The sequence below is a fragment of the Achromobacter anxifer genome (genome assembly GCF_903652925.1).
GTDB classification, from domain to species: Bacteria; Pseudomonadota; Gammaproteobacteria; order Burkholderiales; family Burkholderiaceae_B; genus Achromobacter; species Achromobacter anxifer.
On record NZ_CAHLAR010000022.1, the window covers coordinates 22727 to 43929 of the forward strand.

Sequence of the window (21203 nt, forward strand, 5' to 3'; positions counted from 1 at the left end):
GGCGCTGGGCAGCAGTCATCCAGCCTGGCCGCCGATAAAACCGAGAACCAGGAGACTGCCGTGACCGATCTGCTACGCCGCCGCGCTGTCGCGGGGCTGGGCGCCGCGTGCGCCGCCGCCGCGCTGCCCGTGTTGTTCCCCTCTCTTGCCCGCGCCGCCGCCTGGCCGGCGCATGCCGTGAACTTCATCGTGCCGTTCCCCGCCGGCGGGCCGGTGGATACGACTGCGCGCTTCACCACGCAGCCGCTGGGCCAGCTGTGGTCGGTGCCCACGGTGGTGGACAACAAGTCGGGCGCGGGCGGCATCGTGGGCGCGCAGTTCGCGGCCAAGGCCGAGCCCGACGGCTACAACTATTTCTTCGCCTCCATTCACCACGCGGTGCTGCCCAGCCTGCGCGGCAACCTCAGCTACGACATCACGCGGGACTTCGTGCCGGTAGGCATGGCGGCGGTGTTTCCCATCGTGCTGGTGGTGAACGCGTCGTTGCCCGTGAATTCGGTGAGCGAACTGATCGCCTATGCCAAGGCGAATCCCGGCAAGCTGTCGTTCAGCTCCTCGGGCACGGGCGGCGGCACGCATCTGGCCGGCGAGCTGTTCAACGCCATGGCCGGCGTGCGCATCCAGCACGTGCCCTATCGAGGCAGCGCGCCGGCCATGCAGGACCTGCTGGGCGGACAGGTGCAGCTGATGTTCGCGGACGGCCCTTCGGCCGTGCCGCATCTGAAGGGCGGCAAGGTGCGGGCGCTGGGTGTGGGCAATCCCGCGCGTTCCAGCATGTTGCCGGACGTGCCGACCATTGCCGAGTCCGGCCTGCCGGGCTACGAGGCCTATTCCTGGAGCGGCGTGATGGCGCCCAAGGGCACGCCGCCGGCCATCCTCGCGCGCGTGAACGCGGACCTGGTGAAGGTGCTGTCGGACCCGGCCACGGCCCAGGGCATGATCGCGGCGGGCGCCGAACCCAAGCCCGGTACGCCCGAGCAGTTCGGCGAGTTCGTGCGCGACGAAATCGCGAAATGGCGCGACGTCATCAAGACGGCCAATATCAAGCTGGACTGAGGCCGGGGCGGGACTCCCGGCCCGCATGGACAGGACTCTGCCCACGCCGCCATCAAGCCGCCATCAAGGCCGCACGCGCCGTCCGGTACTCGGCTTCCAGCTGTTCCACCAGCGTGGCCGTGGGCAGCACTTCCTGCGCCGCGCCCACGCCCTGGCCGGCGCTCCACACGTCCTTCCAGGCCTTGGGCCGCGAACTCTTGTCCATGTTGGGCGGCGGCGCCACGCCGTGCCTGGCCAGTTCCAGCGGATCCAGTCCGGCCGCCTGGATGCTGGCGGACAGGTAGTTCGCCGGCACGCCTGAGAAGTATGGCGTGTAGGTGACGTCGGCGGCTTGCGCCTGCAGCACCATTTCGCGATAGCTTTCGCCGGCCAGCGATTCCTGCGTGGCGATGAAGCGCGTGCCCATGTAGGCGAAATCGCAGCCCAGCACCTGCGCCGCCAGGATGTCCTTGCCGTGGCTGATGCAGCCGGACAGCGCCAAGGGGCCGTCGTAGAAGGCGCGTATTTCGTTGACCAGCGCGATCGGATTGATCTGCCCCGCATGGCCGCCGGCGCCGGCCGCTACCAGGATCAGGCCGTCGACCCCGGCGTCCAGCGCGCGCTTGGCGTGCCGCACGTTGGTGACGTCGTGGAACACCACGCCGCCGTAGCGGTGCGCGGCTTGCACCACGGCCTCCGGCGCGTGCAGCGAAGTGATGATGAACGGTACGCGCCGTTCGGCGCAGATGGCCAGGTCGCCTTGCCAGCGCGGATTGCTGGGATGGACGATGAGGTTGACGCCGTAGGGCGCCACCTTGGCGTCTGGCGCGGCCCGGCGTCTGGCGTCCAGGCCCGCCTCGATGCTGCTGATCCACTCATGCAGCTGTTCCTGCGGACGCGCGTTGAGCGAGGGAAAGGTGCCGATGATCCCCGCCGCGCATTGCGCCACCACCAGCGCCGGTCCGGAGACCAGGAACATGGGGGCGCCTATGACGGGCAGGCGGGTCTGGGTGTGCAGCGCGAGCGGGGGATTCATCTGGATGCTCCGGGAGGTCTCAATTGGCCTGGATGTTGGCGCTTTGGATGACGTCGGACCACAAGGCGTATTCGCGGTCGATGCGCGATTGCAGGGCCTTGGAGTCGCCTGTGTTGATGGTGTAGCCGCCGTCGGTCATGGCCTGGCGGAAGGCCGGATCGCTGGAGACTTCCTTCAGCGCGCGGGTCAGGCGGGCGGCCACCGCGTCGGGTAGCTTTTTCGGGCCCACCAGCGCGTACCAGCCCACCACCTCATAGTCCTTCATGCCGGCCTCGATCATGGTGGGCACGTCCGGCAATTCCGGGTTGCGGGTCTTGGACGTGACGGCCAGGGCGCGCGCCTTGCCGCTCTTGACGAAGGGGATGGCGGTGCTGGTGATGTCGAACATGAAGGTGATCTTGCCGCTGATCACGTCCACCATGGCCGGCGAGTTGCCGCGGTAGGGCACGTGCAGCATGGGCGCGTCCGCCTGCTTTTTCAGCAGCTCGGCCGACAGGTGGTTGGAGGCGCCGATGCCGGCGGAACCGAAGGACACGGCGTCCGGATGGGCGCGCGCGTAGTTGACCAGTTCGCTGACGTTCTTCGCGGGGATCTGCGGCCCGATCAGCAGCACATTGGCATAGTCGACCACCAGCCCTATCAGCGAGAAGTCCTTGCGCGGATCGAACAGCGTGCTGCGCTGGACCAGCGGCGACATGGTGAGGGTGGGGCTGGCGGCGAAGCCCAGCATGTAGCCGTCCGGCGGCGCCTTGGCGGTGGCGTCCGAGGCGATCATGCCGCTGGCGCCGGCGCGGTTTTCCACCACCACGGACTGGCCCAGCTTGTCGCCCAGGTACTTGGCGAAGACGCGGGCGGTGGTGTCCACGGGGCCGCCGGGGGCATAGCCCACCAGCAGCCGGATCGGACGTTCGGGGTAGGCGTCAGCACGGGCGCTGGACGCCGTGGCGAGCGCCGCCGCGGCGGCGGCCGCGGCGAGCAGAGTCTTGATGTTCACGCTGTTGTCTCCTTGTGGATAAACGGCGGGTCGCGCAGCGGAACAGCAGGGCCGCGGCTACGCCAGCCTTTCTTTCAGCGGCTGCTTGAGGATCTTGCCGCTGACGGTGGTGGGAATGGTGTCGATGGGGATGATGCGGGCGGGCCGCTTGTACGGCGTCAGCTGCGCGCGCAGGTGCAGCATCAGCAGGTTGGTGTCGACCGTGGCGCCGGGCAGCGGCTCCACGAAGGCGATGACTTCCTCGTTCTGGTCGGCGGTGGCGCGGCCCACTACGGCGGACAGGCGCACGCCGGGAAAGGCGTTGATGACCGATTCGACTTCCAGCGGGTAGACGTTGAAGCCGGAGCGGATGATCAGGTCCTTCGAGCGTCCCGCGATGAACAGCGCGCCATGCTCGTCGACGTAGCCGATGTCACCCGTGTTGAGCCAGCCGCCGGGCAGCAGCGCCTGCGCGGTCTGCTCGGGATTGCGGTAGTAGCCCAGCATGACGCCGGGGCCGCGGATCAGGATGTCGCCGCGCTCGCCGGGCGCGGGTTGGCCGTTGTCCGGGTTGCCGATGCGCATCTCCACGCCTTCCACCGCGTAGCCGGCCGAGCAGTCCTCGCGCGGCGCGTCGATGCGGGTGACGAACATCGAGCCGGCATATTCGGTGATGCCGTAGCCGTGGTGCATGGACACGCCGAAATAGCGTTCGGCGTCGCGCTTGAGCGTGGGATCCAGCGCGGCTCCGCCGGTGTACAGATAGCGCAGGGCCGGCGCGCGCAGTTCCGCGCGCGGCAGCGCCACGGCCATCATGCGGCTGAACATGGTCGGCACCCCTTGCAGGATGCTGACGCCGGGGTGCGCCAGGGCCTTGAAGGCGTCCGCGGCGTCGAAGCGGCTGCGCAGCACCAGGCTGGCGCCGGCGTGCACGGTGGCCATCAGCACCGTGGCGATGCCGAAGATGTGCGACATGGGCAGCGCCGCATAGCTGATGTCCTGCGGAGTCAGGCGGCGCGACGCCGCGGACACGCGCGCGAAATGCAGCAGGCCGCGGTGCGGCACCAGCACGCCCTTGGGCGCGCCCGTGGTGCCGGACGTGTAGATCACGGTGGCCACCTCGGCGGCGGATGCGTCCGTTTCCGGTTGCGTGGGCGTGCTGGCGCTTGCAGCCTGCACACCCGGCCCCCAGGCCTCTGGATCGGCATCCGCCGCGCCGGCGCGCTCGGCGTGGGCGGCGGCGGCCACGGAGATGCCGCTGGTGTAGAGCAGCAGCTGGGGCTGCGCGTGGTCGCGGATGGCGTCGACCTCGCGCGCCGACAGACGCGCGTTCACGCCCACCGGCCAGGCGCCCGCCATGCTGCAGGCGTACAGCGCCACGATCATCGCCGCGCAGTTCTCGCCGGCGATCAGGACGCGGTGGCCGGGCCGCACGCCCTGGCTGTCGAGCCAGGCGGCGGCGCGCTGCACGCGCCGCCAGAATTGCGCGTAGGTCGAGGTGCCGCCGCCTTCCTCGTACAGGAAGGTGGCGTCGGGCCGTTGGCTGGCTTGCAAGGCCAGCAGTTGATGGATGCGGGTAAGCGGTTCTGCCTGGGACATGGTTGCGGTCGCGTCGTTCAAAGCATGGCCTGGGTGCCGAGGATGGCGGTGGACTGGCTGGACAGCGTGCCGCCGTTGCCGTGCACCAGGGCCAGGCTGGCGTCCACGACCTGGCGCGCGCCGCATTCCCCACGCAGTTGCCGCACGGCTTCGATCATGATGAAGACGCCGTACATGCCGGGATGCACGCAGCACAGTCCGCCGCCGTTGGTGTTGACCGGCAGCCTGCCGCCCGGGGCGATGGCGCCGTTGGCGATGAAGTCCTTGCTTTCACCCTTGGCGCAAAAGCCCAGGTCTTCCAGGAACAGCAGGGTATTGATGGTGAAGGCGTCGTACAGCTCCACCACGTCGATGTCCTTCGGCGTCACGCCGGCCATGTCGAACGCGCGCTTGCCGGATTCGGCGGCGGCGGTCACGGTCAGGTCTTCCATGGACGAGATCTGGCGGTTCCAGACCGCCGTGGCGTTGCCCAGCACATAGACCGGCGGACGCGGCAGGTCGCGGGCGCGTTCGGCGCGCACCAGCACGTAGGCGCCCGCGCCGTCGGTGACCAGGCAGCAGTCGCGCACGCTCAGGGGATCGGACACCATGCGCGACGAAAGTATCTGTTCCAGCGTTGCGGGTTCGCGCAGCTGAGCCTCCGGATTCAGCTGGGCCCACTGGTTGGCGGCCAGCGCCACCTGCGCCAGGTGTTCGCGCCGCGTGCCGTACTGGTGCATGTGGCGCGCGGCCGCCAGCGCATAGGACGACAGGGGGCTCAGCGGCTCGTACGGCGTTTCGTAGGGCTGCGGATCGAACTGCCTGCGGACCCGGCCGATCTCGGCGCGGCTGAGCGTGGACGTGCGCTGCGTGCTGCCGTAGCAGACCAGCACCGCGTTGCACTGTCCGGAGGCCAGCGCATGCAGCGCGGGCAGCAGATGCGCGACGAAGCTGGAGCCGCCCAGCATGGTGCTGTCGATGAAGGCCGGGCGTATGCCCAGATGTTCTATCACCGGCATGGCCCACATCGGCGCGGCCACGCTGGCGGTGCAGATGCCGTCGATGTCGCGCATGCTGAGGCCGGCGTCCGCCACCGCGCGCTGCGCGGCCTGCACCAGGATTTCCATTTCGGTATGGCCCGTGGCCTGGCCCAGGCCCGCATGGCCCACGCCGGCAATCGCCACGGCGCCGCGCAGATCGTTCAGCGTCATGGCGCCTCCTTGTTGGGGATGAAGACCAGCAGGCCGCGGCCGTCCTGCTGCGCGACCTGCGCGCGCACCGCCATGCCGATATGCACGGCGTCCGGCGCCACGCCTTCCACGCGGCTCATCAGCCTGACGCCTTCCCGCAGGTCGATCAGGGCCACGTTGTAGTCGCCGCCGGCCTCGGGCTTGCGCCGCACCACGGTGGTGGAATAGACCTCGCCGCGGCCGTCGGGCGCGTTCCAGGCCAGCTCGCTGGCGCCGCAATGCGGGCAGATCATGCGAGGGTAAAAGATGGCGCGTTCGCAGGCGGCGCAACGCTGGATGAGGAAACGGCCTTGGTCCAGCGCCTGGCGGTATTGCGCCTCGACGCCTTGCGGCGCGGTTTCCTGGATGTCGGGAACAGTCATGATGCGTGGGGTTCCAGTGGTTGACGCTTGCAAGTGTCGGCACTGGCGCCGGGTTCGGCCATTCTTCATTGCCGAAGCAGGTCTTCCGCCCGTCCGTAGTGGGGCGCCCTATGTCCAGCGCGAAGCCCGTCTTCGGAAGAGGCAGATTGTCCGGCGGGCCGGGCCGTGGCTAGATACCGGAAAAGGAGCCCGACCATGAACCTGACCTGGACGCCGCAAGAGCGCCAATTCCGCGAAGAAGTCCGCGCCTTCGCCACGGACAAGCTGCCGCAGGACATCCGCGACAAGGTGCTGCGGCACCAGCGCCTGGAACGCGATGACTATGTGCGCTGGCACAACATCCTGGCCGACCAGGGCTGGGGCGCGCCCAACTGGCCCGTCGAACACGGCGGCACCGGCTGGAACGCGCTGCAGCGCCTGATTTTCGAGGTCGAATGCTTCAAGGCTGGCGCGCCGCGGCTGTTGCCGTTCGGCCTGTCCATGATCGGCCCGGTGCTGATGAAGTACGGCAGCGCCGAGCAGCAGGCGCGGCTCCTGCCCCGCATCATCCGCGTGGAGGACTGGTGGTGCCAGGGCTATTCCGAACCGGGCTCCGGCTCCGACCTGGCGTCGCTGTCGACGCGCGCGGTGTGCGACGGCGGCGAGTACGTCGTCAATGGCCAGAAGACCTGGACCACGCTGGCGCAATACGCCGACTGGATGTTCTGCCTGGTGCGCACCGACCCCGAGGCGCGCGCGCAGCGCGGCATTTCGATGCTGCTGCTGGACATGCGTTCGCCGGGCGTGACCGTGCGTCCCATCCGCACGCTCGATGGCGGGCACGATGTGAACGAGGTCTGGCTGGAGAACGTGCGCGTGCCGGTGGCCAATCTGGTGGGCGTGGAGAACCAGGGCTGGACCTACGCCAAGTACCTGCTGGGCCATGAGCGCACCGGCATCGCCGGTCTGGGGCATTGCCACCGGGAACTGGGCGTATTGAAGAGCATGGCCGCGCAAGCGAGCGCCCGCGGCAAGCCCTTGTTGGCGGACAGCCGGTACCGCGACCGCATCTCGCGCATCGAGGTGGACATCATGGCGCTGGAAATGCTGCTGCTGCGCGTGGCTTCCAGCAACGACGGCACGCCTGGTCCGGAGGCCTCGGTGCTGAAGATACGCGGCTCCGAGATCCAGCAGGACCTGGCCATGCTGCAGATGGAGGTGGCGGGGCCGGACGCCTGGCCGTATGACCCCGATTGGCTGCAGGCCGGCAACGACTGCCACGGACCCGGACCGGAGCTGGCGGCAGCGGCCGGCGCGGGCTACGCCGACATGCGCAAGACCTCGATCTACGGCGGCACCACCGAAGTGCAAAAGGGCATCATCGCCCGCCTGGTGCTGGGCCTTTAGGCCCGGCCACGCGCAATCCGACAGGAAGACGACGCATGGATTTCATCTATACCGAAGAACAGCGCATGCTGGCCGACAGCCTGCGCCGCCTGCTGGACCAGGCATGGACGCATCCGCGCCGGCGCGCGCGCCAGGCCGCGGGCAGGCTGGACGCCGACGCCTGGGCGGCGCTGGCCGAACTGGGCGTGCTGGGGCTGAACATTGCGCAGGATTTCGGCGGCTTTGGCGAAGTGCCCGCCAGCCTGCTGCCGGTGCATGTGGAGCTGGGCCGAGGCCTGGTGTCCGAGCCGGTCATCCCCAGCGCGGTCATGGGCGCGGCGCTGATCGACGCCTGCGGCGGCGAGGCGCGCGGCCTGTGGCTGCCGGCCATCGCCTCGGGCGAGGCCATCGTCAGCGTGGCCTACCAGGAGCCCGGCCGCCGTTACGACGCCGATCCGCGGGATTGCCGCGCCGCCAGGACCGCCGAAGGCTGGCGGCTGGACGGCGTCAAGCATCTGGTGTGGCACGGCGCGGCGGCCACGGCGTGGCTGGTCAGCGCGCGCGGCGCGGAAGGCCAGACCCTGCTGCTGGCGGTGCCGGCCGATACGGCGGGCGCGCGGATCATCGACACGCCCACGCTGGACGGCGCGCGTTGCGCCCGGCTGGAGCTGGACGCGGTCAGCCTGCCGCCCGAGGCCTTGCTGGCGCAAGGGGCCCTGGCGGATGAGGCCCTGGCGCAGGCCCTGCAATGGGGCACGGCCGCGCTGTGTGCGCATGCGGCGGGAGCGATGGAGCGGCTGCTTGAAATCACGGTTGACTACCTGAAGGCGCGCAAGCAGTTCGGCCAGCCGCTGGCCTCGTTCCAGCCCTTGCAGCATCGCCTGGCGGAGATGCTGGTGGCCAAGGAGCTGGCCTTGTCCATGGCCTACGTGGCGGTGGCGGCGCTGACCGAAACCGATGCCGCGCAACGCCGCCGCATGATCGCGTCGGCCAAGCTGGAAGCCGCCCGCGCCGGGCGCCTGGTGGCGCAGATGGCGGTGCAGCTGCATGGCGGCATGGGCATGACCGACGAACTGGACGTGGGCGACTACTTCAAGCGGCTCACGGTCATCGACCAGCTGCTGGGCGATACCGCCGAACAGCTGGCGGTGCTGGAGGAGCTGGCATGAACGCGGCGGCGACGCAGACGGGCGGCGACTACACCCAGATCCGCTTCACGCTGGAGCGCGGCGTGGGCGTCATCACGCTGAACCGGCCCGACCGGCTCAACAGCTTCACGGAAGTCATGCACGCCGAACTGGCGCGCGCGCTGGACGTGATGGAGGCCGACGGCGGCTTGCGCGGCCTGATCATCACGGGGGCGGGACGCGGTTTCTGCGCGGGCCAGGACCTGGGCGAGCGCAAGCCCTCGGAAGACGGCTCGCGGCGCGACCTGAGCCTGATCCTGGAAAAGTGCTACCGGCCCCTGATCACGCGGCTGCGCGCCTTGCCGGTGCCGGTGGTGTGTGTGATGAACGGCGTCGCGGCCGGCGCGGGCGCCAGCCTGGTGCTGGCCTGTGACGTGGTGTTCGCGGTGGAGTCCGCGCGCTTCATCCAGGCTTTCAGCAAGATCGGCCTGCTGCCCGATGCCGGCGGCACCTGGTTCCTGCCGCGGCTGGTGGGATCCGCCCGCGCGATGGGGGCGGCGCTGTTCGGCGAGGCCGTCAGCGCCAGGCAGGCGGAAGCGTGGGGGCTGATCTGGCGCGTGGTCCCGGATGCCGCGCTGGCGGACACGCTGGTGGAAGTCACCGAAACGCTGGCGGCCGGCCCGACCCGCGCCTATGCCGCGACCAAGGCTGCTCTGCACGCTTCCAGTGGCAATACGCTGGCGCAGCAGTTCGACCTGGAATGCCGCCTGCAGCGTGAGCTGGGCTACACCGACGACTACCTGGAAGGAATGCGGGCGTTCGCGCAGAAGCGCGCGCCGGCCTTCACGGGCAAGTAGGAATTGCGGACGGCCGTCAGGGCGTCCGTGTCGCCTGGATCTGTTCGATGAGTTCGCGCGCGCAGCCCGGCAGGGCGTCGACATCGCGCACCAGCAGCTTGCGTTCGCGCACCACCCAGGGTTCGTCCAGCTCGACCACGCGCAGCTTCATGTCGGAACCGTAGCGCCGCGCCGCGGAGTCGGGGATGACGCCTACGCCCACGCCCGCCTGCACCATCCGGCAGATCGAGTCGAAGCTGTAGAGCTGGATGCGCTGGGGCAGGCGCTGTCCCACCTGTTCCAGCTGGTCGCGCAGGAAGGCGACCAGGGTGGAGCCTTCATGCATGGTGATGAAGGGATAGCGTACCGCTTCCGCCAGCTTGATCTTTTCCTGGTCTTGCAGCGGATGGCCGTTGGGGACCACCAGCACCAGCCTGTCGGTGCTGAAGTGGATGGTCTGCAGTTCGGGCGCGTCCACCGGGCCGGCCACGATGCCCAGGTCGGTGGTGCCGTCCAGCACGCCGCGCACGATGTCGCGGGTCAGGCGTTCCTGCAGGTCCACGGTGACGCCGGGGTGGCCGGACAGGAATTGCGCCAGGATGTCCGGCATGAACTCCGTGACCGCGGTGGTGTTGGCGAAGATGCGGATATGGCCGGCGTCGCCGTCGGCCTGCTCCTGGAAGTCATGTTTCAGGTGGTCCACCTGGCGCATGATGACCCGGGCGTGCTGCAGCAGCTTCTGGCCCGCGGGCGTGATTTCCACGCCGCGGCTGTCGCGGTACAGCAGGCGCGTATTGAGCTGGTTCTCCAGCGCCTTGATGCGCACGCTCACCGCCGCCAGGGACAGGTGCGCGCGTTTGGCGGCCTGGGTCAGGCTGGGGGATTCGGCGATGTGGATGAACAGGCGTAGGTCGGCGAGGTCGAAGTGCATGGGCCATATATTACGGCGCGAGGCGGCGGGCAGGGGGAGTGGGCGGCCGATTCAGGCGCCGCAAACCCCGCCTTGAGCAAAAACGAATTCACAAGGGGGACGGCTTGCGGGCATGCTTCAGGCTGTAAAAACCCCACCAGAGGATATGGGCATGACATCTACAGATCCGGCCGCGTGGATCGGCAGCGGCGAGCGCAAGGCGGACGCCATGGATCCCGGCCATGCCGCGCGCATCGCGGCCACCCTGGGCGGCCCGGCGCCAGCCGCGGGCGATGCCTTGCCGCCGCTGTGGCAATGGGCCTTCTTCATCTCCACGGTGGACATGGACGGGCTGGGGACGGATGGCCATCCGGCGCGCGGCGGCTTCCTGCCGCCGGCGCAGGACCGCAACCGCATGTGGGCCGGCGGCCGCGTGGAGTTCCGCCGGCCGCTGAAGGTTGGCGTGCCCGCGGAGCGCGAGTCCACCGTGATCGACGTCAAGGAGAAGGCCGGCCGCACCGGCGCGCTGCTGTTTGTGACGGTGCGCCACGAATACCGCCAGGAAGGCGAAGTGGCTATCCACGAAGAGCAGGACATTGTCTACCGCCAGCCGTCCCCGCCCAAGCTCAGCGGCAGCGAGCCCGCGCCGCAGGCGCAGTGGCGCGATACCGTCGAGCCGTCGCCGGTGCTGCTGTTCCGCTATTCGGCCGTGACCTTCAACGGCCACCGCATCCATTACGACCATCCCTACGTGACCGGCGTCGAGGGCTATCCGGGCCTGGTGGTGCATGGTCCTCTCATCGCCACCGAGATGGTCGCCGCCTTTACCCGCGCCCATCCCGCGGCGCGCCTGACCCATCTGTCGTATCGCGGCCTGCGCCCGCTGATTTCGCCCACGCCTTTCCAGGTGGCCGGCCGCTTGACCGAGCCGGGCGTGGCCCAGCTCTGGGCCGAGCAGGACGGCACGCTGGCCCACCAAGCAGAACTGAGGTTTACCGAATGAGCACAGCTGCACCCCGTCCCCTGGACGGCATCACCGTCGTCAGCCTGGAACACGCCATCGCCGCGCCCTTCTGCACCCGCCAGCTGGCGGACATGGGCGCGCGCGTCATCAAGATCGAACGTCCCGGCGGCGGCGACTTCGCCCGCGGCTACGACGAGCGCGTGCGCGGCCTGTCCTCGCATTTCGTCTGGACCAACCGTTCCAAGGAAAGCCTGACCCTGGACCTCAAGCGCGAGGAGGCGGGTGGCATCATGGAGCGGCTGCTGGAAACGGCCGACGTGCTGGTGCAGAACCTGGCCCCCGGCGCTGCCGCACGCCTGGGCCTGTCGTTCGAGGCCCTGCACCAGAAGTACCCGCGCCTGATCGTCTGCGACATTTCGGGCTATGGCGAGGGCGGCCCCTACCAGGACAAGAAGGCCTACGATCTGCTGATACAGAGCGAGAGCGGCTTTCTGTCGGTGACCGGCACCAAGGACGATCCGGTCAAGGCCGGCTGTTCCATCGCCGATATCGCCGCCGGCATGTACGCCTATTCCGCCATCCTGAACGCCTTGCTGCTGCGCCAGAAAACGGGCCTGGGCAGCCGCCTGGACGTTTCCATGCTGGAAAGCATGGTCGAGTGGATGGGCTTTCCCATGTACTACGCGTTCGAGGGCGGCACGCCGCCGGTGCGCGCGGGCGCGGCACACGCCTCCATCTACCCCTACGGCCCGTTCCCCGTGGGCGACGGCGCCACCATCATGCTGGGCCTGCAGAACGAGCGCGAATGGCGCGTGTTCTGCGCCCAGGTGCTGCGCCAGGCGGAACTGGCGGAGGATCCGCGCTTCATCTCCAATTCGCTGCGCACCGCCAACCGCGACGATCTGCGCGCGTTGATCGTGGCCGCGTTCGCCGACCTGTCCATCGATCAGGTGACGCAACGGCTGGAGGACGCCCAGATCGCCAACGCCCGGGTCAACGACATGGCCGGCGTCTGGGCGCATCCGCAGTTGCAGGCCCGTGGCCGCTGGAGCCAGGTGGACAGTCCGGCAGGGGAGTTGCCCGCGCTGCTGCCTCCGGCCAGCAGCAACGCCTTCGCGCCGCGCATGGCGGCGGTGCCCGCAGTGGGCCAAAACACGGATGCGGTGCTAGCATCGTTGGGATACGCGCCCGATCAGGTGGCGCAATTCCATGCATCGGAGGTCGTGTGACGCATCCCGTGGTCCGTAGCGCGCTGTTCGTGCCGGCGTCGCGCCCCGAGCGCATTCCCAAGGCGCTGGCCGCGGGCGCAGACGCGGTCATCGTCGATCTGGAAGACGCGGTCGAGCATCTGGCCAAGGCGTCGGCCCGGGAAGCGCTGTGCGACTTCCTGGGGACGAATCCCGGCGTCCGGCTGTGGGTGCGGATCAACGATGCCTCCACTTCCTGGCATGACGACGATCTCAAGGCCTGCCGCGGCAAGCCCGGCGTCGCCGGCGTGCTGCTGCCCAAGGCCGAAAGTCTGGCGCAGGTGCGCCATGTGGTCCAGGCGGGCCTGCGCGTGATCCCTCTGCTGGAGACCGCCCAGGGCATCCTCAACATCGCCGAAGTGGCCGCCACGCCCGGCGTGGAACGCCTGGCCTTCGGCAGCCTGGATTACGGCCTGGACATGGGGCTGACGCCCGACACGCCGGGCGCGGAAACGGTGCTGGACCAGGCCCGCGTGCAGGTGCTGCTGCATAGCCGCGCCGCCGGCCTGGCGCCCGCGCTGGACGGCGTGTTTCCCGGCGTCCAGGAGCAGGCCGGGCTGGCGCAGGCCGCCGGCCGCGCGCAGCAGATGGGTTTCGGCGGCATGCTGTGCATCCATCCCACGCAGGTTCCGGTGATCCACGCGGCCTTCGTGCCCGCGCCGCAGGAACTGGCCTGGGCGCGCCGCGTCATCGCCACGCACCGCGACACCTCCGCCGGCACCTTCATGCTGGACGGCAAGATGGTCGATGCGCCGGTCATCGCGCGCGCGCGGCTGGTGCTGGCGCAGGCGGGCGAATCCGCCGGCGCCTAGACGGACGCCATCTGGCGCCCGTCATCCGGGCGCTGTCATCGGATTTCTTCTTTCAGGCAGGTCTATGGGCGAAGCGCTCTTCATCGGACACACCTATATCGACGTCACCGTGCTGGCCGACGAATGGCCCACCGGCGACGAGAAGAGCGTGGCTCGCGATTACGCCGTGTCCTTCGGCGGCAATGCGGTCACCGCCGCGTTCGCCTGCGCGCGGCTGGGTACGCCGCCCGAGCTGATCTGCTCGCTGGCCTCGGACTGGCTTGGCCATATGTACACGGACATGGCGGCTGCGCACGGCGTTTCGCTGCATGCGCGCAAGGTGGCGCGCTCGTCGCTGTCCTTCATCATGCCCAACCATGGCAAGCGCGCCATCCTGCGCGCGCGCGACGTGGAGTACCTGAACGATTTTCCCCGGCTGGACATCGGCGGCTACCGCGCCCTGCACCTGGATGGTCATCAGCCGGACGCCGCCCTGCATTACGCGCGGGCCTGCCGGCAGGCGGGCGTGCTGACTTCGCTGGACGGCGGAGGCGTGCGCGAGAACACCGACGAATTGCTGCGCCACATTGACGTGGCGGTCTGCGCCGAGCGCATGTGCGAGCAGCTGGGATTGACGCCGCAGGGCCTGCTGGACCTGCTGAAGGCTCGCGGCTGCCGCATAGGCGCCGTGACCATGGGCGAACGCGGCATGCTCTGGTACGACGAGGCGGGGACGGTGGACGTGCTGCCCGCGCTGGAGGTGCCGGCAGCCAGCATCGTCGATACCTCGGGCGCCGGCGACGTGTTCCACGGCGCTTACGTCTGGTCCTACCTGAACCGGCCGGACCTGCCCTGGGCGGAGCACTTCACGTTCGCGCGGGCGGCTTCGGCCCACAAGATCCAGCACCTGGGCAATGAAGCGGGCCTGCCGCAGGTCGAGGACGTGGAGCGCGCGATGATGGCCTTCGCGCCGAAGGCGTAGCGGGCGCTCAGTCCGCGAGGCGTTCTATCGGCTGGTCGCGGATCGCGCCGATCCAGTCGTCGATGGGCTTGCCTTGCAGCGCCAGCCCGGGAGCCAGGTCGCGCAGGGGCATCAGCACGAAGGCGCGCAGATGCATGCGGGGATGCGGCAGGACCAGCCGTTCATGGGCCAGCGCGGTGTCGCCATACAGCAGCAGATCCAGGTCCAGGGTGCGCGGCGCGTTCTTGTAGGGGCGCTGGCGGCCATGCCGGTTTTCCAGCGCCTGCAGCGCGTCCAGCAGGGCCAGCGGCGCCAGGCGCGTGTCCAGCGCGGCCACCGCATTGGTGAAATCCGGGCCGGAGGCTTCCACGGGGGCGGTGCGATAGAACGGCGACGCCGTTACCGCGAGGATGCCATCGGTTTCCTGCAGTTCAACCAGGACGCGGCGCAGCGTGGCGGCGCCGTCGCCCAGGTTGGCGCCCAGGCCGACGTAGGCGCTGACGGGAGCGGCAAGCATGGCTTATTCGGCGCTGGGCGTGCCGCGCGACGGCGAGCGGCGCGGACGGCGGCGCTTGCGCGGGGCGGACGGCGCATCGCCGGCATCGCGCGGCTGGCGCGCCACTTCTTCGATCATTTCGCTGCGGGTGACGTCGTCCGCGTTGGCCAGGTCCATCCACCATTGCGCCAGCACGCTGTCGAACTCGCCGGCGGCCGCGCGCAGCTGCAGGAAGTCGCAGGCGGCGCGGAAGCGCGGCTGTTCGATCATGCGGTAGATGGTCTTGCCCATGCGGCGCTCGAAGCGCGGCTGCATGAACCAGATCTCGCGCATGTCCGACGAGAAGCGGCGCTGGATGGCGAGCTTTTCGGTCTGCTCGTCCAGCACCGAGTCGGCGGCCTGCGACAGCGCGGGGATGGTGTGCTCGCCCTGGGCGCGCAGCTGCTTCCAGCGCGCTTCCACCTGCTGCCACAGCAGCGCGGCGAACAGGAAGCTGGGGCTGATGGTCTTGCCGGAGCGCACGCGCGCATCGGTGCGTTCCAGCGCCAGTTCCACGAAGTGTTCGCCGCCGGGCTGTTCCAGCACCACGTCCAGCAGGGGCAGGAGGCCCTTGTGCAGGCCGTCCGCGCGCAGTTGGCGCAGGCAGTCCATGGCGTGGCCGCAGGTCAGCAGCTTGAGCATTTCGTCGAACAGGCGCGAAGCCGGCACGTTCTCGATCAGCTCGGCCATGGTGCTGATGGGCTGGCGGGTGGCCGGGTCGATGGTGCCGTTGAGCTTGGCGGCGAAGCGCACGGCGCGCAGCATGCGCACCGGGTCTTCACGGTAGCGCCTGGCCGGGTCGCCGATGATGCGGACCTGGCGTTTCTTCAGGTCGGCCACGCCATTGTGGAAGTCGATGACTTCCTCGTTGTGCGGGTCGTAGTAGAGCGCGTTCATGGTGAAGTCGCGGCGCGCCGCGTCTTCTTCGTGCGAGCCGAACACGTTGTCGCGCAGGATGCGGCCGTGCTCGTCGGTTTCCTGGTCTTCCGAGGCGGGCGCGCGGAAGGTGGAGGTTTCGATGATTTCCTGGCCAAACACCACATGCACCAGCTGGAAGCGGCGGCCGATGATGCGGGCGCGGCGGAACAGCGGGCGGATCTGCTCGGGCGTGGCGTTGGTGGCCACGTCGAAGTCCTTGGGCTCCAGGCCCACGATCAGGTCGCGCACGGCGCCGCCGACGATGTAGGCGTCATAGCCGTGCTGGCGCAGCACCTCGCAGACCTTGATCGCATGGCGCGATACGTTGCGGCGGTCGATGCCGTGCTTGTCGCGCTCGATGCGCAACGGCCCCCGGGCTGCCGGCGCGAACAAGCGGCCGACGAATTTTTTTATGGTTTCAGTGATCATTTAGGACTTCGAATCTTCCATGTGGTCGAACAAGTCGATCACTTGCCAGCCGCGTTCCTGGGCGATGCCGCGCAGGGTGGGGCTGGGGTTGGCCGCGATCGGACGGGTCACTTTCTCCAGCAGGGGAACATCGTTGACCGAATCGCTATAGAAAAACGATTCCGGGAAATCCGCAAGTCCCATTCCCATGCCGGCCAGCCAATCGTTGACGCGCACCACTTTGCCTTCCTTGAAGCTGGGGGTGCCCAGGATGCGGCCGGTGTAGCGGCCGCGCAGGTATTCGGCGTCGGTCGCCACCAGGTGCGGAATGCCGAAGGCGCGCGCGATGGGGGCGGTGACGAAGCTGTTGGTGGCCGTGACCACGGCGCACAGGTCGCCGGCTTCGAGGTGCGATTGCACCAGGTCGCGGGCGGCGGGCGTCATGGACGGGCGGATCACTTCTTCCATGAAGTCTTCATGCCAGGCCGCCAGGTCGTAGGGCGTGTGCGCGGCCAGCAGGCCGAGCATGAACTCGGCGGCCTGTTCGGCGGTGAGTTCACCGCGGTTGTAGCGGTCCATCAGGTCGTCGTTCCGGCGGCGGGCCTCGACGGGATCCCCCGCGCGGCCCGTGCGTGCCAGATAGTCGGCCCATTGGTAGTCGCTATCCAGCGGCAACAGGGTGTGATCCAGGTCGAACAGGGCGAGACGTCGGGAGGTCATGTGCGTTGCGAATCAGGGTCTGCGAGCATGGCGCGCAGCAGAGGCAGGGTGATGGGACGGCCGGTGGCCAGGGAGTATCGGTCCAGCGCGTCGATCAGCGCCGCCAGCTTGCGGATGTCGCGCTCATGGTGCGTGAGCATCCAGTTGATGATTTCGGGCGCCAGGTGCATGCCGCGGTCGGCCGCCTGGGCCGACAGGGCGGCCAGCTTGTCGGCGTCGGACAGCGGGTCCAGGCGGAACACCAGGTCCCAGCCCAGGCGAGTGCGCAGGTCTTCGCGCAGCGGCATCGACAGCGGGGCGCGGTCGCCCGCCAGGGCCAGCGCGAAGGCGCGGCCGGTGGCGGCGGATTCGCGCCAGCGGTTGTAGAGCGCGAATAGGGCGGCCTGGCGGCTGTCGTTCATGCGGTGCACGTCGTCGACCGCCACGAACTTGGGCATGGGCGACTTGGAATCGGCTTCGGCCAGGCGGCGCAGCATGTTTTCGCCCGTTTCGGCGTCGATATAGACGGCGTCGGGGCGGGCGGTCAGCGCGCGCAGCAAGTGGCTGCGGCCGCAGCCCGCGGCGCCCCATATGTACAGGGCGCGGCCAGGAAGCAGCGCGCGCACTGCCGCCAGCGCTTCCCCGTTGGGGCCGGCGATATAGTTGTTCAGCGATGGCGCTGGCGCGGGGAGAACGTCAAGCAGCAGCTGGCGGTTCATGGGAGCTTACAGGGTGCCGAAACGAGGCGGGTAGTACGGGTCAATACAGCAACAGGTCAATACAACAGGTCAAAACGGCGCAGGCCCCGGGGTTTGCACCACCGAGACCCCGGGGTTTGCACCACGGGAGCCGACAAAATCAATACCGGCCAACCCTACACTTTAAACCACCTGGGGCCAGGGTGTCGCGTCGATGGGCCTGGGCTGGCTTGGGTTTGCGCCGATCCGGCGCCCCTTGCCCGTCCTGGCCGCGCGTGCCGGCGCAGTCCCCGTCCGGACCGCTTTGGCGGCGCCGATCCCTGCTTGTCCCCGCAACATCGTAAAATGCAGGGCGTTCCACCAAAATCCCAGCAATTGTTACATACCCCACGGCATTTCTCATGACGAATCAACCTACCGCCCCCATGACCTACCGCGATGCCGGTGTCGATATCGACGCAGGCGACGCCCTGGTCGACCGTATCAAACCGCTTGCGGCGCGCACCATGCGTGCCGGGGTGCTGGCCGGTATCGGCGGCTTTGGCGGTCTGTTCGAAGTGCCGAAGTCGTACAAGGAGCCCGTGCTGGTCTCGGGCACCGACGGCGTGGGCACCAAGCTGCGCCTGGCGTTCGACTGGAACCGCCACGACACCGTGGGCATCGACCTGGTCGCCATGAGCGTCAACGACATCCTGGTGCAGGGCGCGGAACCGCTGTTCTTCCTGGATTATTTCGGCTGCGGCAAGCTTTCGGTGGATACGGCGGCGGCGGTGGTGGGCGGCATCGCGAAGGGCTGCGAGCTGTCGGGCTGCGCGCTGATCGGCGGTGAAACCGCCGAAATGCCGGGCATGTACCCGGACGGCGAATACGATCTGGCCGGTTTCGCCGTGGGCGCGGTCGAAAAGTCCGCCATCATCACCGGCCAGTCGATCAAGACGGGCGACGTGGTGCTGGGCCTGGCTTCCAGCGGCGCGCACTCCAACGGCTACTCGCTGCTGCGCAAGATCCTGGAACGCGCCAACGCCAAGCCCGACGACGATTTCCATGGCCAGCCCATGGTCGACGTGGTCATGGCGCCGACGCGCATCTACGTGAAGCAGGTGCTGGCCGCGCTGGCCAAGCACGGCACCAGCATCAAGGGCCTGGCCCACATCACGGGCGGCGGCCTGCTGGACAACGTGCCGCGCATCCTGCAACCCGGCCTGTCGGCCAAGTTGCACCGCGCCAACTGGGAAATGCCCAAGCTGTTCCAGTGGCTGCAGGAACAGGGCCAGGTCGAGGACACCGAGATGTACCGCGTCTTCAACTGCGGCATCGGCATGGTGCTGGTGGTGGATCCGGCCCAGGCCGAAGCCATTGCCGCCACGCTGCGCGAGCAGGGCGAGACCGTCAGCACGCTGGGCGAAATCGTCGAGCAGAAGGAAGGCATGGCGCAGACTTTCGTGGTCTGAGCCTGGCGTTCCGCGCAATCAAAAAACCGCCCTGTAGGGCGGTTTTTTTGTGCCTGGCGTTTGTGCCTGGCGTTTGTGCGCAGCGTTTGCAGCAGGCGTTGTGCCTGGTGCTTGCGGCGCGCGGATTGGTGGTGTGCCGGGCGCTTGCCGCGCGGCATCAGGCCTGGGCCTGTCCCGCCATCGCCAGCGCCATGGCGTCTATGGTCTGCGCCACCGCGTCCGCCGCCAGGCAGTCCACGATGACGCGTTCGGGCTGCGCGCGCAGCCAGGTGATCTGGCGCTTGGCCAGCTGGCGCGTGGCAGCGATGCCTTGCTCGCGCGCGGTGGCCAGATCGACCTCGCCGTCCAGGTGCGCCCACAGCTGCCGGTAGCCCACGCAGCGCACGGAAGGCAGGCCGGTGTGCAGGTCGCCGCGGGCGCGCAGGGTACGCACTTCGTCCAGGAAGCCGCGCGCCAGCATGGCGTCGAAGCGCTGCTCGATGCGGGCATGCAGCGCGGCGCGGTCGGAGGGCTCCAGGCTGATCGTGAGGTACCGGTTGCCCGTGTCGTCCCGCTGGCGCTGGTCGCGCAGCAGCAGGGCCGACATGGGCTGGCCGGACAGCATGCAGATTTCCAGCGCGCGCTGGATGCGCTGGCTGTCGTTGGGCGCCAGGCGCGCGGCGGTGACGGGGTCGAGCCGCGCCAGTTCGGCATGCAGCGCGGGCCAGCCCTGGTCGGCGGCGCGCGCTTCCAGTTCGGCGCGCAGCGCCGGGTCGGCCTGGGGCAAGTCGTCCAGGCCGTCGCGCAGCGCCTTGTAATACATCATGGTGCCGCCCGCCAGCAGCGGAATGCGGCCGCGCGCGCGGATCTCGTCGATCAGGCGCAGCGCGTCGGCGACGAATTCGGCGGCGGAGTACGACTGGACCGGGTCCAGGATGTCCAGCAGGTGCTGCGGCACGCGCGCCTGTTCCTCGGGCGAAGGCTTGGCGGTGCCGATGTCCATGCCGCGGTAGATGGTGGCTGAATCGACGTTGACGATTTCCAGCGGCCAGCGCTCGGCCAGCGCCAGGGTCGAGGCGCTCTTGCCGGCCGCGGTGGGGCCGGCCAGGCAGATGACCAGCGGCGCCGCGTTGGGGGAGGTGGACGGCGACAAGCTTATTGCCCGCGCAGGAAGAGCTTGTCCAGGTCGGACACCGACCACTGGATCCAGGTGGGCCGGCCGTGGTTGCACTGGTCGGCGCGTTCGGTGGCTTCCATCTGGCGCAGCAGGCCGTTCATCTCTTCGATGGTGAGCTTGCGGTTGGCGCGCACGGAGCCGTGGCAGGCCATGGTGGACAGCAGTTCGTTGCGCTGTTCGGTCAGCAGGCGCGACACACCCACCGCGCCGAGGTCGCGCAGCACGGCGCGGGCCAGGGTTTCGATGTCGCCGCGGGCCAGGATGGCCGGCACGGAGCGCACGGCGATCGAGGTGGGGCCCGAAGGACGCATCTCGAAGCCCAGCTCGTTCAATTGTTCTTCGTATTCCTCGACCAGGGCCACGTCCTTTTCCTGGGCGTGGAACACCACCGGCACCAGCAGGTCCTGGCGCGGCAGGCTGCGCGCGTCCAGCGCCTGCTTGAGCTGTTCGTAGACCACCCGTTCGTGGGCGGCGTGCATGTCCACCAGCACGATGCCGCGGCGGGTCTGCGCCAGGATGTAGATGCCATGCAGCTGCGCCAGCGCCATGCCCAGCGGATGCTCTTCGTCCGCGGGCAGGGCCGCGGTGGGCGCGGGGGCGGGCTCGCGCAGCGGCGCGGTCTTGGCCGCCGAGTCGTCGTCCAGCGGACGGTAGAGCGATTGCCAGTCCGCTGCGGGAATTCCGGCGGGCTCGGCGTGCAGCCGGAACGGGACCTGGGTGTGCGGGCGCTGCGGGGCGGGCGAGGGACGCAAGCCATAGGAGGACGAGCTTCCGCCGCTACCGCCGTAGGAGGACGAACCGCCGGCGCTGCCGCCGTAGGCGGGCCGGGGCGCGTCCATCGCCGGCCGGGGGCTGGCGATGGGGTCGGCGGGCGCCGCCTGCGGCGCGGCGCCGGCGGACGGG

21 protein-coding genes are annotated in these 21203 nt (G+C 69.1%); 9 read left to right on the plus strand and 12 right to left on the minus strand.

The features are described 5' to 3' along the window. The first annotated feature begins 60 nt into the window (after nucleotides 1-60). Nucleotides 61-1056, plus strand: a complete 996-nt coding sequence (locus HWY37_RS33880; protein WP_176090867.1) for a tripartite tricarboxylate transporter substrate binding protein — start codon at nucleotides 61-63, stop codon at nucleotides 1054-1056. Nucleotides 1057-1108: 52 nt separating this feature from the next. Here HWY37_RS33880 and HWY37_RS33885 read toward each other — a convergent pair whose 3' ends face one another. From HWY37_RS33885 to HWY37_RS33905, 5 genes are read right to left on the minus strand one after another with little or no spacing between them, the layout of a single operon-like run. Next, on the minus strand, nucleotides 1109-2071 hold the full coding sequence (locus HWY37_RS33885) for an NAD(P)H-dependent flavin oxidoreductase (RefSeq protein ID WP_175210461.1): 963 nt from the start codon (nucleotides 2069-2071) through the stop codon (nucleotides 1109-1111). A 19-nt stretch (nucleotides 2072-2090) separates the two neighbouring features. Next, on the minus strand, nucleotides 2091-3065 hold the full coding sequence (locus HWY37_RS33890; protein WP_175210463.1) for a Bug family tripartite tricarboxylate transporter substrate binding protein: 975 nt from the start codon (nucleotides 3063-3065) through the stop codon (nucleotides 2091-2093). A 57-nt stretch (nucleotides 3066-3122) separates the two neighbouring features. After that, nucleotides 3123-4643, minus strand: a complete 1521-nt coding sequence (locus HWY37_RS33895) for a class I adenylate-forming enzyme family protein (protein WP_176090868.1) — start codon at nucleotides 4641-4643, stop codon at nucleotides 3123-3125. A gap of 17 nt (nucleotides 4644-4660) precedes the next feature. Next, complete coding sequence (locus tag HWY37_RS33900) at nucleotides 4661-5833, minus strand: thiolase (RefSeq protein WP_176090869.1); 1173 nt, start codon at nucleotides 5831-5833, stop codon at nucleotides 4661-4663. Then, nucleotides 5830-6234 carry a Zn-ribbon domain-containing OB-fold protein gene (locus tag HWY37_RS33905; protein WP_176090870.1) on the minus strand — a complete coding sequence of 135 codons (405 nt, stop codon included), beginning with the start codon at nucleotides 6232-6234 and terminating at the stop codon, nucleotides 5830-5832. The genes HWY37_RS33900 and HWY37_RS33905 overlap by 4 nt, the downstream gene beginning before the upstream one ends. Nucleotides 6235-6429: 195 nt before the next feature. Here HWY37_RS33905 and HWY37_RS33910 point away from each other — a divergent pair, with 195 nt between their 5' ends. From HWY37_RS33910 to paaG, 3 genes are read left to right on the plus strand one after another with little or no spacing between them, the layout of a single operon-like run. Continuing rightward, the gene (locus HWY37_RS33910; protein ID WP_176090871.1) at nucleotides 6430-7620 is read left to right on the plus strand and encodes an acyl-CoA dehydrogenase family protein; all 1191 of its coding nucleotides are present in this window, start codon (nucleotides 6430-6432) and stop codon (nucleotides 7618-7620) included. Between the two features lie 35 nt (nucleotides 7621-7655). Then, entirely contained in the window at nucleotides 7656-8768 is a 1113-nt protein-coding gene (locus tag HWY37_RS33915; RefSeq protein WP_176090872.1) for an acyl-CoA dehydrogenase family protein, read from the plus strand. Continuing rightward, nucleotides 8765-9583 (plus strand): 2-(1,2-epoxy-1,2-dihydrophenyl)acetyl-CoA isomerase PaaG, encoded by an 819-nt coding sequence (gene paaG / locus HWY37_RS33920; RefSeq protein ID WP_176090873.1) that lies wholly within the window; start codon nucleotides 8765-8767, stop codon nucleotides 9581-9583. Before HWY37_RS33915 ends, paaG begins: the two co-directional genes overlap by 4 nt. A gap of 16 nt (nucleotides 9584-9599) precedes the next feature. Here the strand turns inward: paaG and HWY37_RS33925 are convergent, their stop codons facing one another. Then, nucleotides 9600-10493, minus strand: coding sequence for a LysR family transcriptional regulator (locus HWY37_RS33925; RefSeq protein WP_176090874.1), 894 nt, complete (start codon nucleotides 10491-10493; stop codon nucleotides 9600-9602). Nucleotides 10494-10644: 151 nt separating this feature from the next. On the opposite strand from HWY37_RS33925, the gene HWY37_RS33930 reads away from it, so the two are divergent. The 4 genes from HWY37_RS33930 (at nucleotide 10645) to HWY37_RS33945 (ending at nucleotide 14456) form a co-directional block, all read left to right on the plus strand. After that, nucleotides 10645-11475 carry an HTD2 family dehydratase gene (locus tag HWY37_RS33930; protein WP_175210479.1) on the plus strand — a complete coding sequence of 277 codons (831 nt, stop codon included), beginning with the start codon at nucleotides 10645-10647 and terminating at the stop codon, nucleotides 11473-11475. Next, nucleotides 11472-12665 carry a CaiB/BaiF CoA transferase family protein gene (locus tag HWY37_RS33935; RefSeq protein ID WP_175210481.1) on the plus strand — a complete coding sequence of 398 codons (1194 nt, stop codon included), beginning with the start codon at nucleotides 11472-11474 and terminating at the stop codon, nucleotides 12663-12665. The genes HWY37_RS33930 and HWY37_RS33935 overlap by 4 nt, the downstream gene beginning before the upstream one ends. Further along, nucleotides 12662-13495 carry an HpcH/HpaI aldolase/citrate lyase family protein gene (locus tag HWY37_RS33940; protein ID WP_175210483.1) on the plus strand — a complete coding sequence of 278 codons (834 nt, stop codon included), beginning with the start codon at nucleotides 12662-12664 and terminating at the stop codon, nucleotides 13493-13495. The genes HWY37_RS33935 and HWY37_RS33940 overlap by 4 nt, the downstream gene beginning before the upstream one ends. 64 nt (nucleotides 13496-13559) lie before the next feature. Continuing rightward, nucleotides 13560-14456 carry a sugar kinase gene (locus HWY37_RS33945; protein WP_176090875.1) on the plus strand — a complete coding sequence of 299 codons (897 nt, stop codon included), beginning with the start codon at nucleotides 13560-13562 and terminating at the stop codon, nucleotides 14454-14456. A 7-nt stretch (nucleotides 14457-14463) separates the two neighbouring features. Here the strand turns inward: HWY37_RS33945 and HWY37_RS33950 are convergent, their stop codons facing one another. Genes HWY37_RS33950 through hda form a run of 4 tightly spaced genes read right to left on the minus strand, consistent with a single transcriptional unit; the run spans nucleotide 14464 to nucleotide 17714 of the window. Further along, nucleotides 14464-14952: a 2-amino-4-hydroxy-6-hydroxymethyldihydropteridine diphosphokinase gene (locus HWY37_RS33950; RefSeq protein ID WP_176090876.1), complete on the minus strand. Its 489-nt coding sequence runs from the start codon at nucleotides 14950-14952 to the stop codon at nucleotides 14464-14466. 3 nt (nucleotides 14953-14955) lie between these two features. Then, on the minus strand, nucleotides 14956-16317 hold the full coding sequence (gene pcnB, locus HWY37_RS33955) for a polynucleotide adenylyltransferase PcnB (RefSeq protein ID WP_175210489.1): 1362 nt from the start codon (nucleotides 16315-16317) through the stop codon (nucleotides 14956-14958). Beyond that, the gene (locus HWY37_RS33960) at nucleotides 16318-17016 is read right to left on the minus strand and encodes an HAD family hydrolase (protein ID WP_175210491.1); all 699 of its coding nucleotides are present in this window, start codon (nucleotides 17014-17016) and stop codon (nucleotides 16318-16320) included. It lies immediately after the preceding gene. Then, on the minus strand, nucleotides 17013-17714 hold the full coding sequence (gene hda / locus HWY37_RS33965; RefSeq protein WP_175210493.1) for a DnaA regulatory inactivator Hda: 702 nt from the start codon (nucleotides 17712-17714) through the stop codon (nucleotides 17013-17015). The genes HWY37_RS33960 and hda overlap by 4 nt, the downstream gene beginning before the upstream one ends. A 380-nt stretch (nucleotides 17715-18094) precedes the next feature. Here hda and purM point away from each other — a divergent pair, with 380 nt between their 5' ends. Beyond that, nucleotides 18095-19144 (plus strand): phosphoribosylformylglycinamidine cyclo-ligase, encoded by a 1050-nt coding sequence (purM, locus tag HWY37_RS33970; protein WP_175210495.1) that lies wholly within the window; start codon nucleotides 18095-18097, stop codon nucleotides 19142-19144. 157 nt (nucleotides 19145-19301) lie between these two features. On the opposite strand, the gene miaA is transcribed toward purM, so the two are convergent. Continuing rightward, a complete protein-coding gene (gene miaA / locus HWY37_RS33975; RefSeq protein WP_175210497.1) occupies nucleotides 19302-20276 on the minus strand; it encodes a tRNA (adenosine(37)-N6)-dimethylallyltransferase MiaA in 975 nt (324 codons plus the stop codon). A 2-nt stretch (nucleotides 20277-20278) separates the two neighbouring features. Beyond that, nucleotides 20279-21203, minus strand: a 925-nt coding sequence (locus tag HWY37_RS33980; RefSeq protein ID WP_484456030.1) for a DNA mismatch repair MutL family protein, incomplete at its 5' end; no start/stop codon positions are given.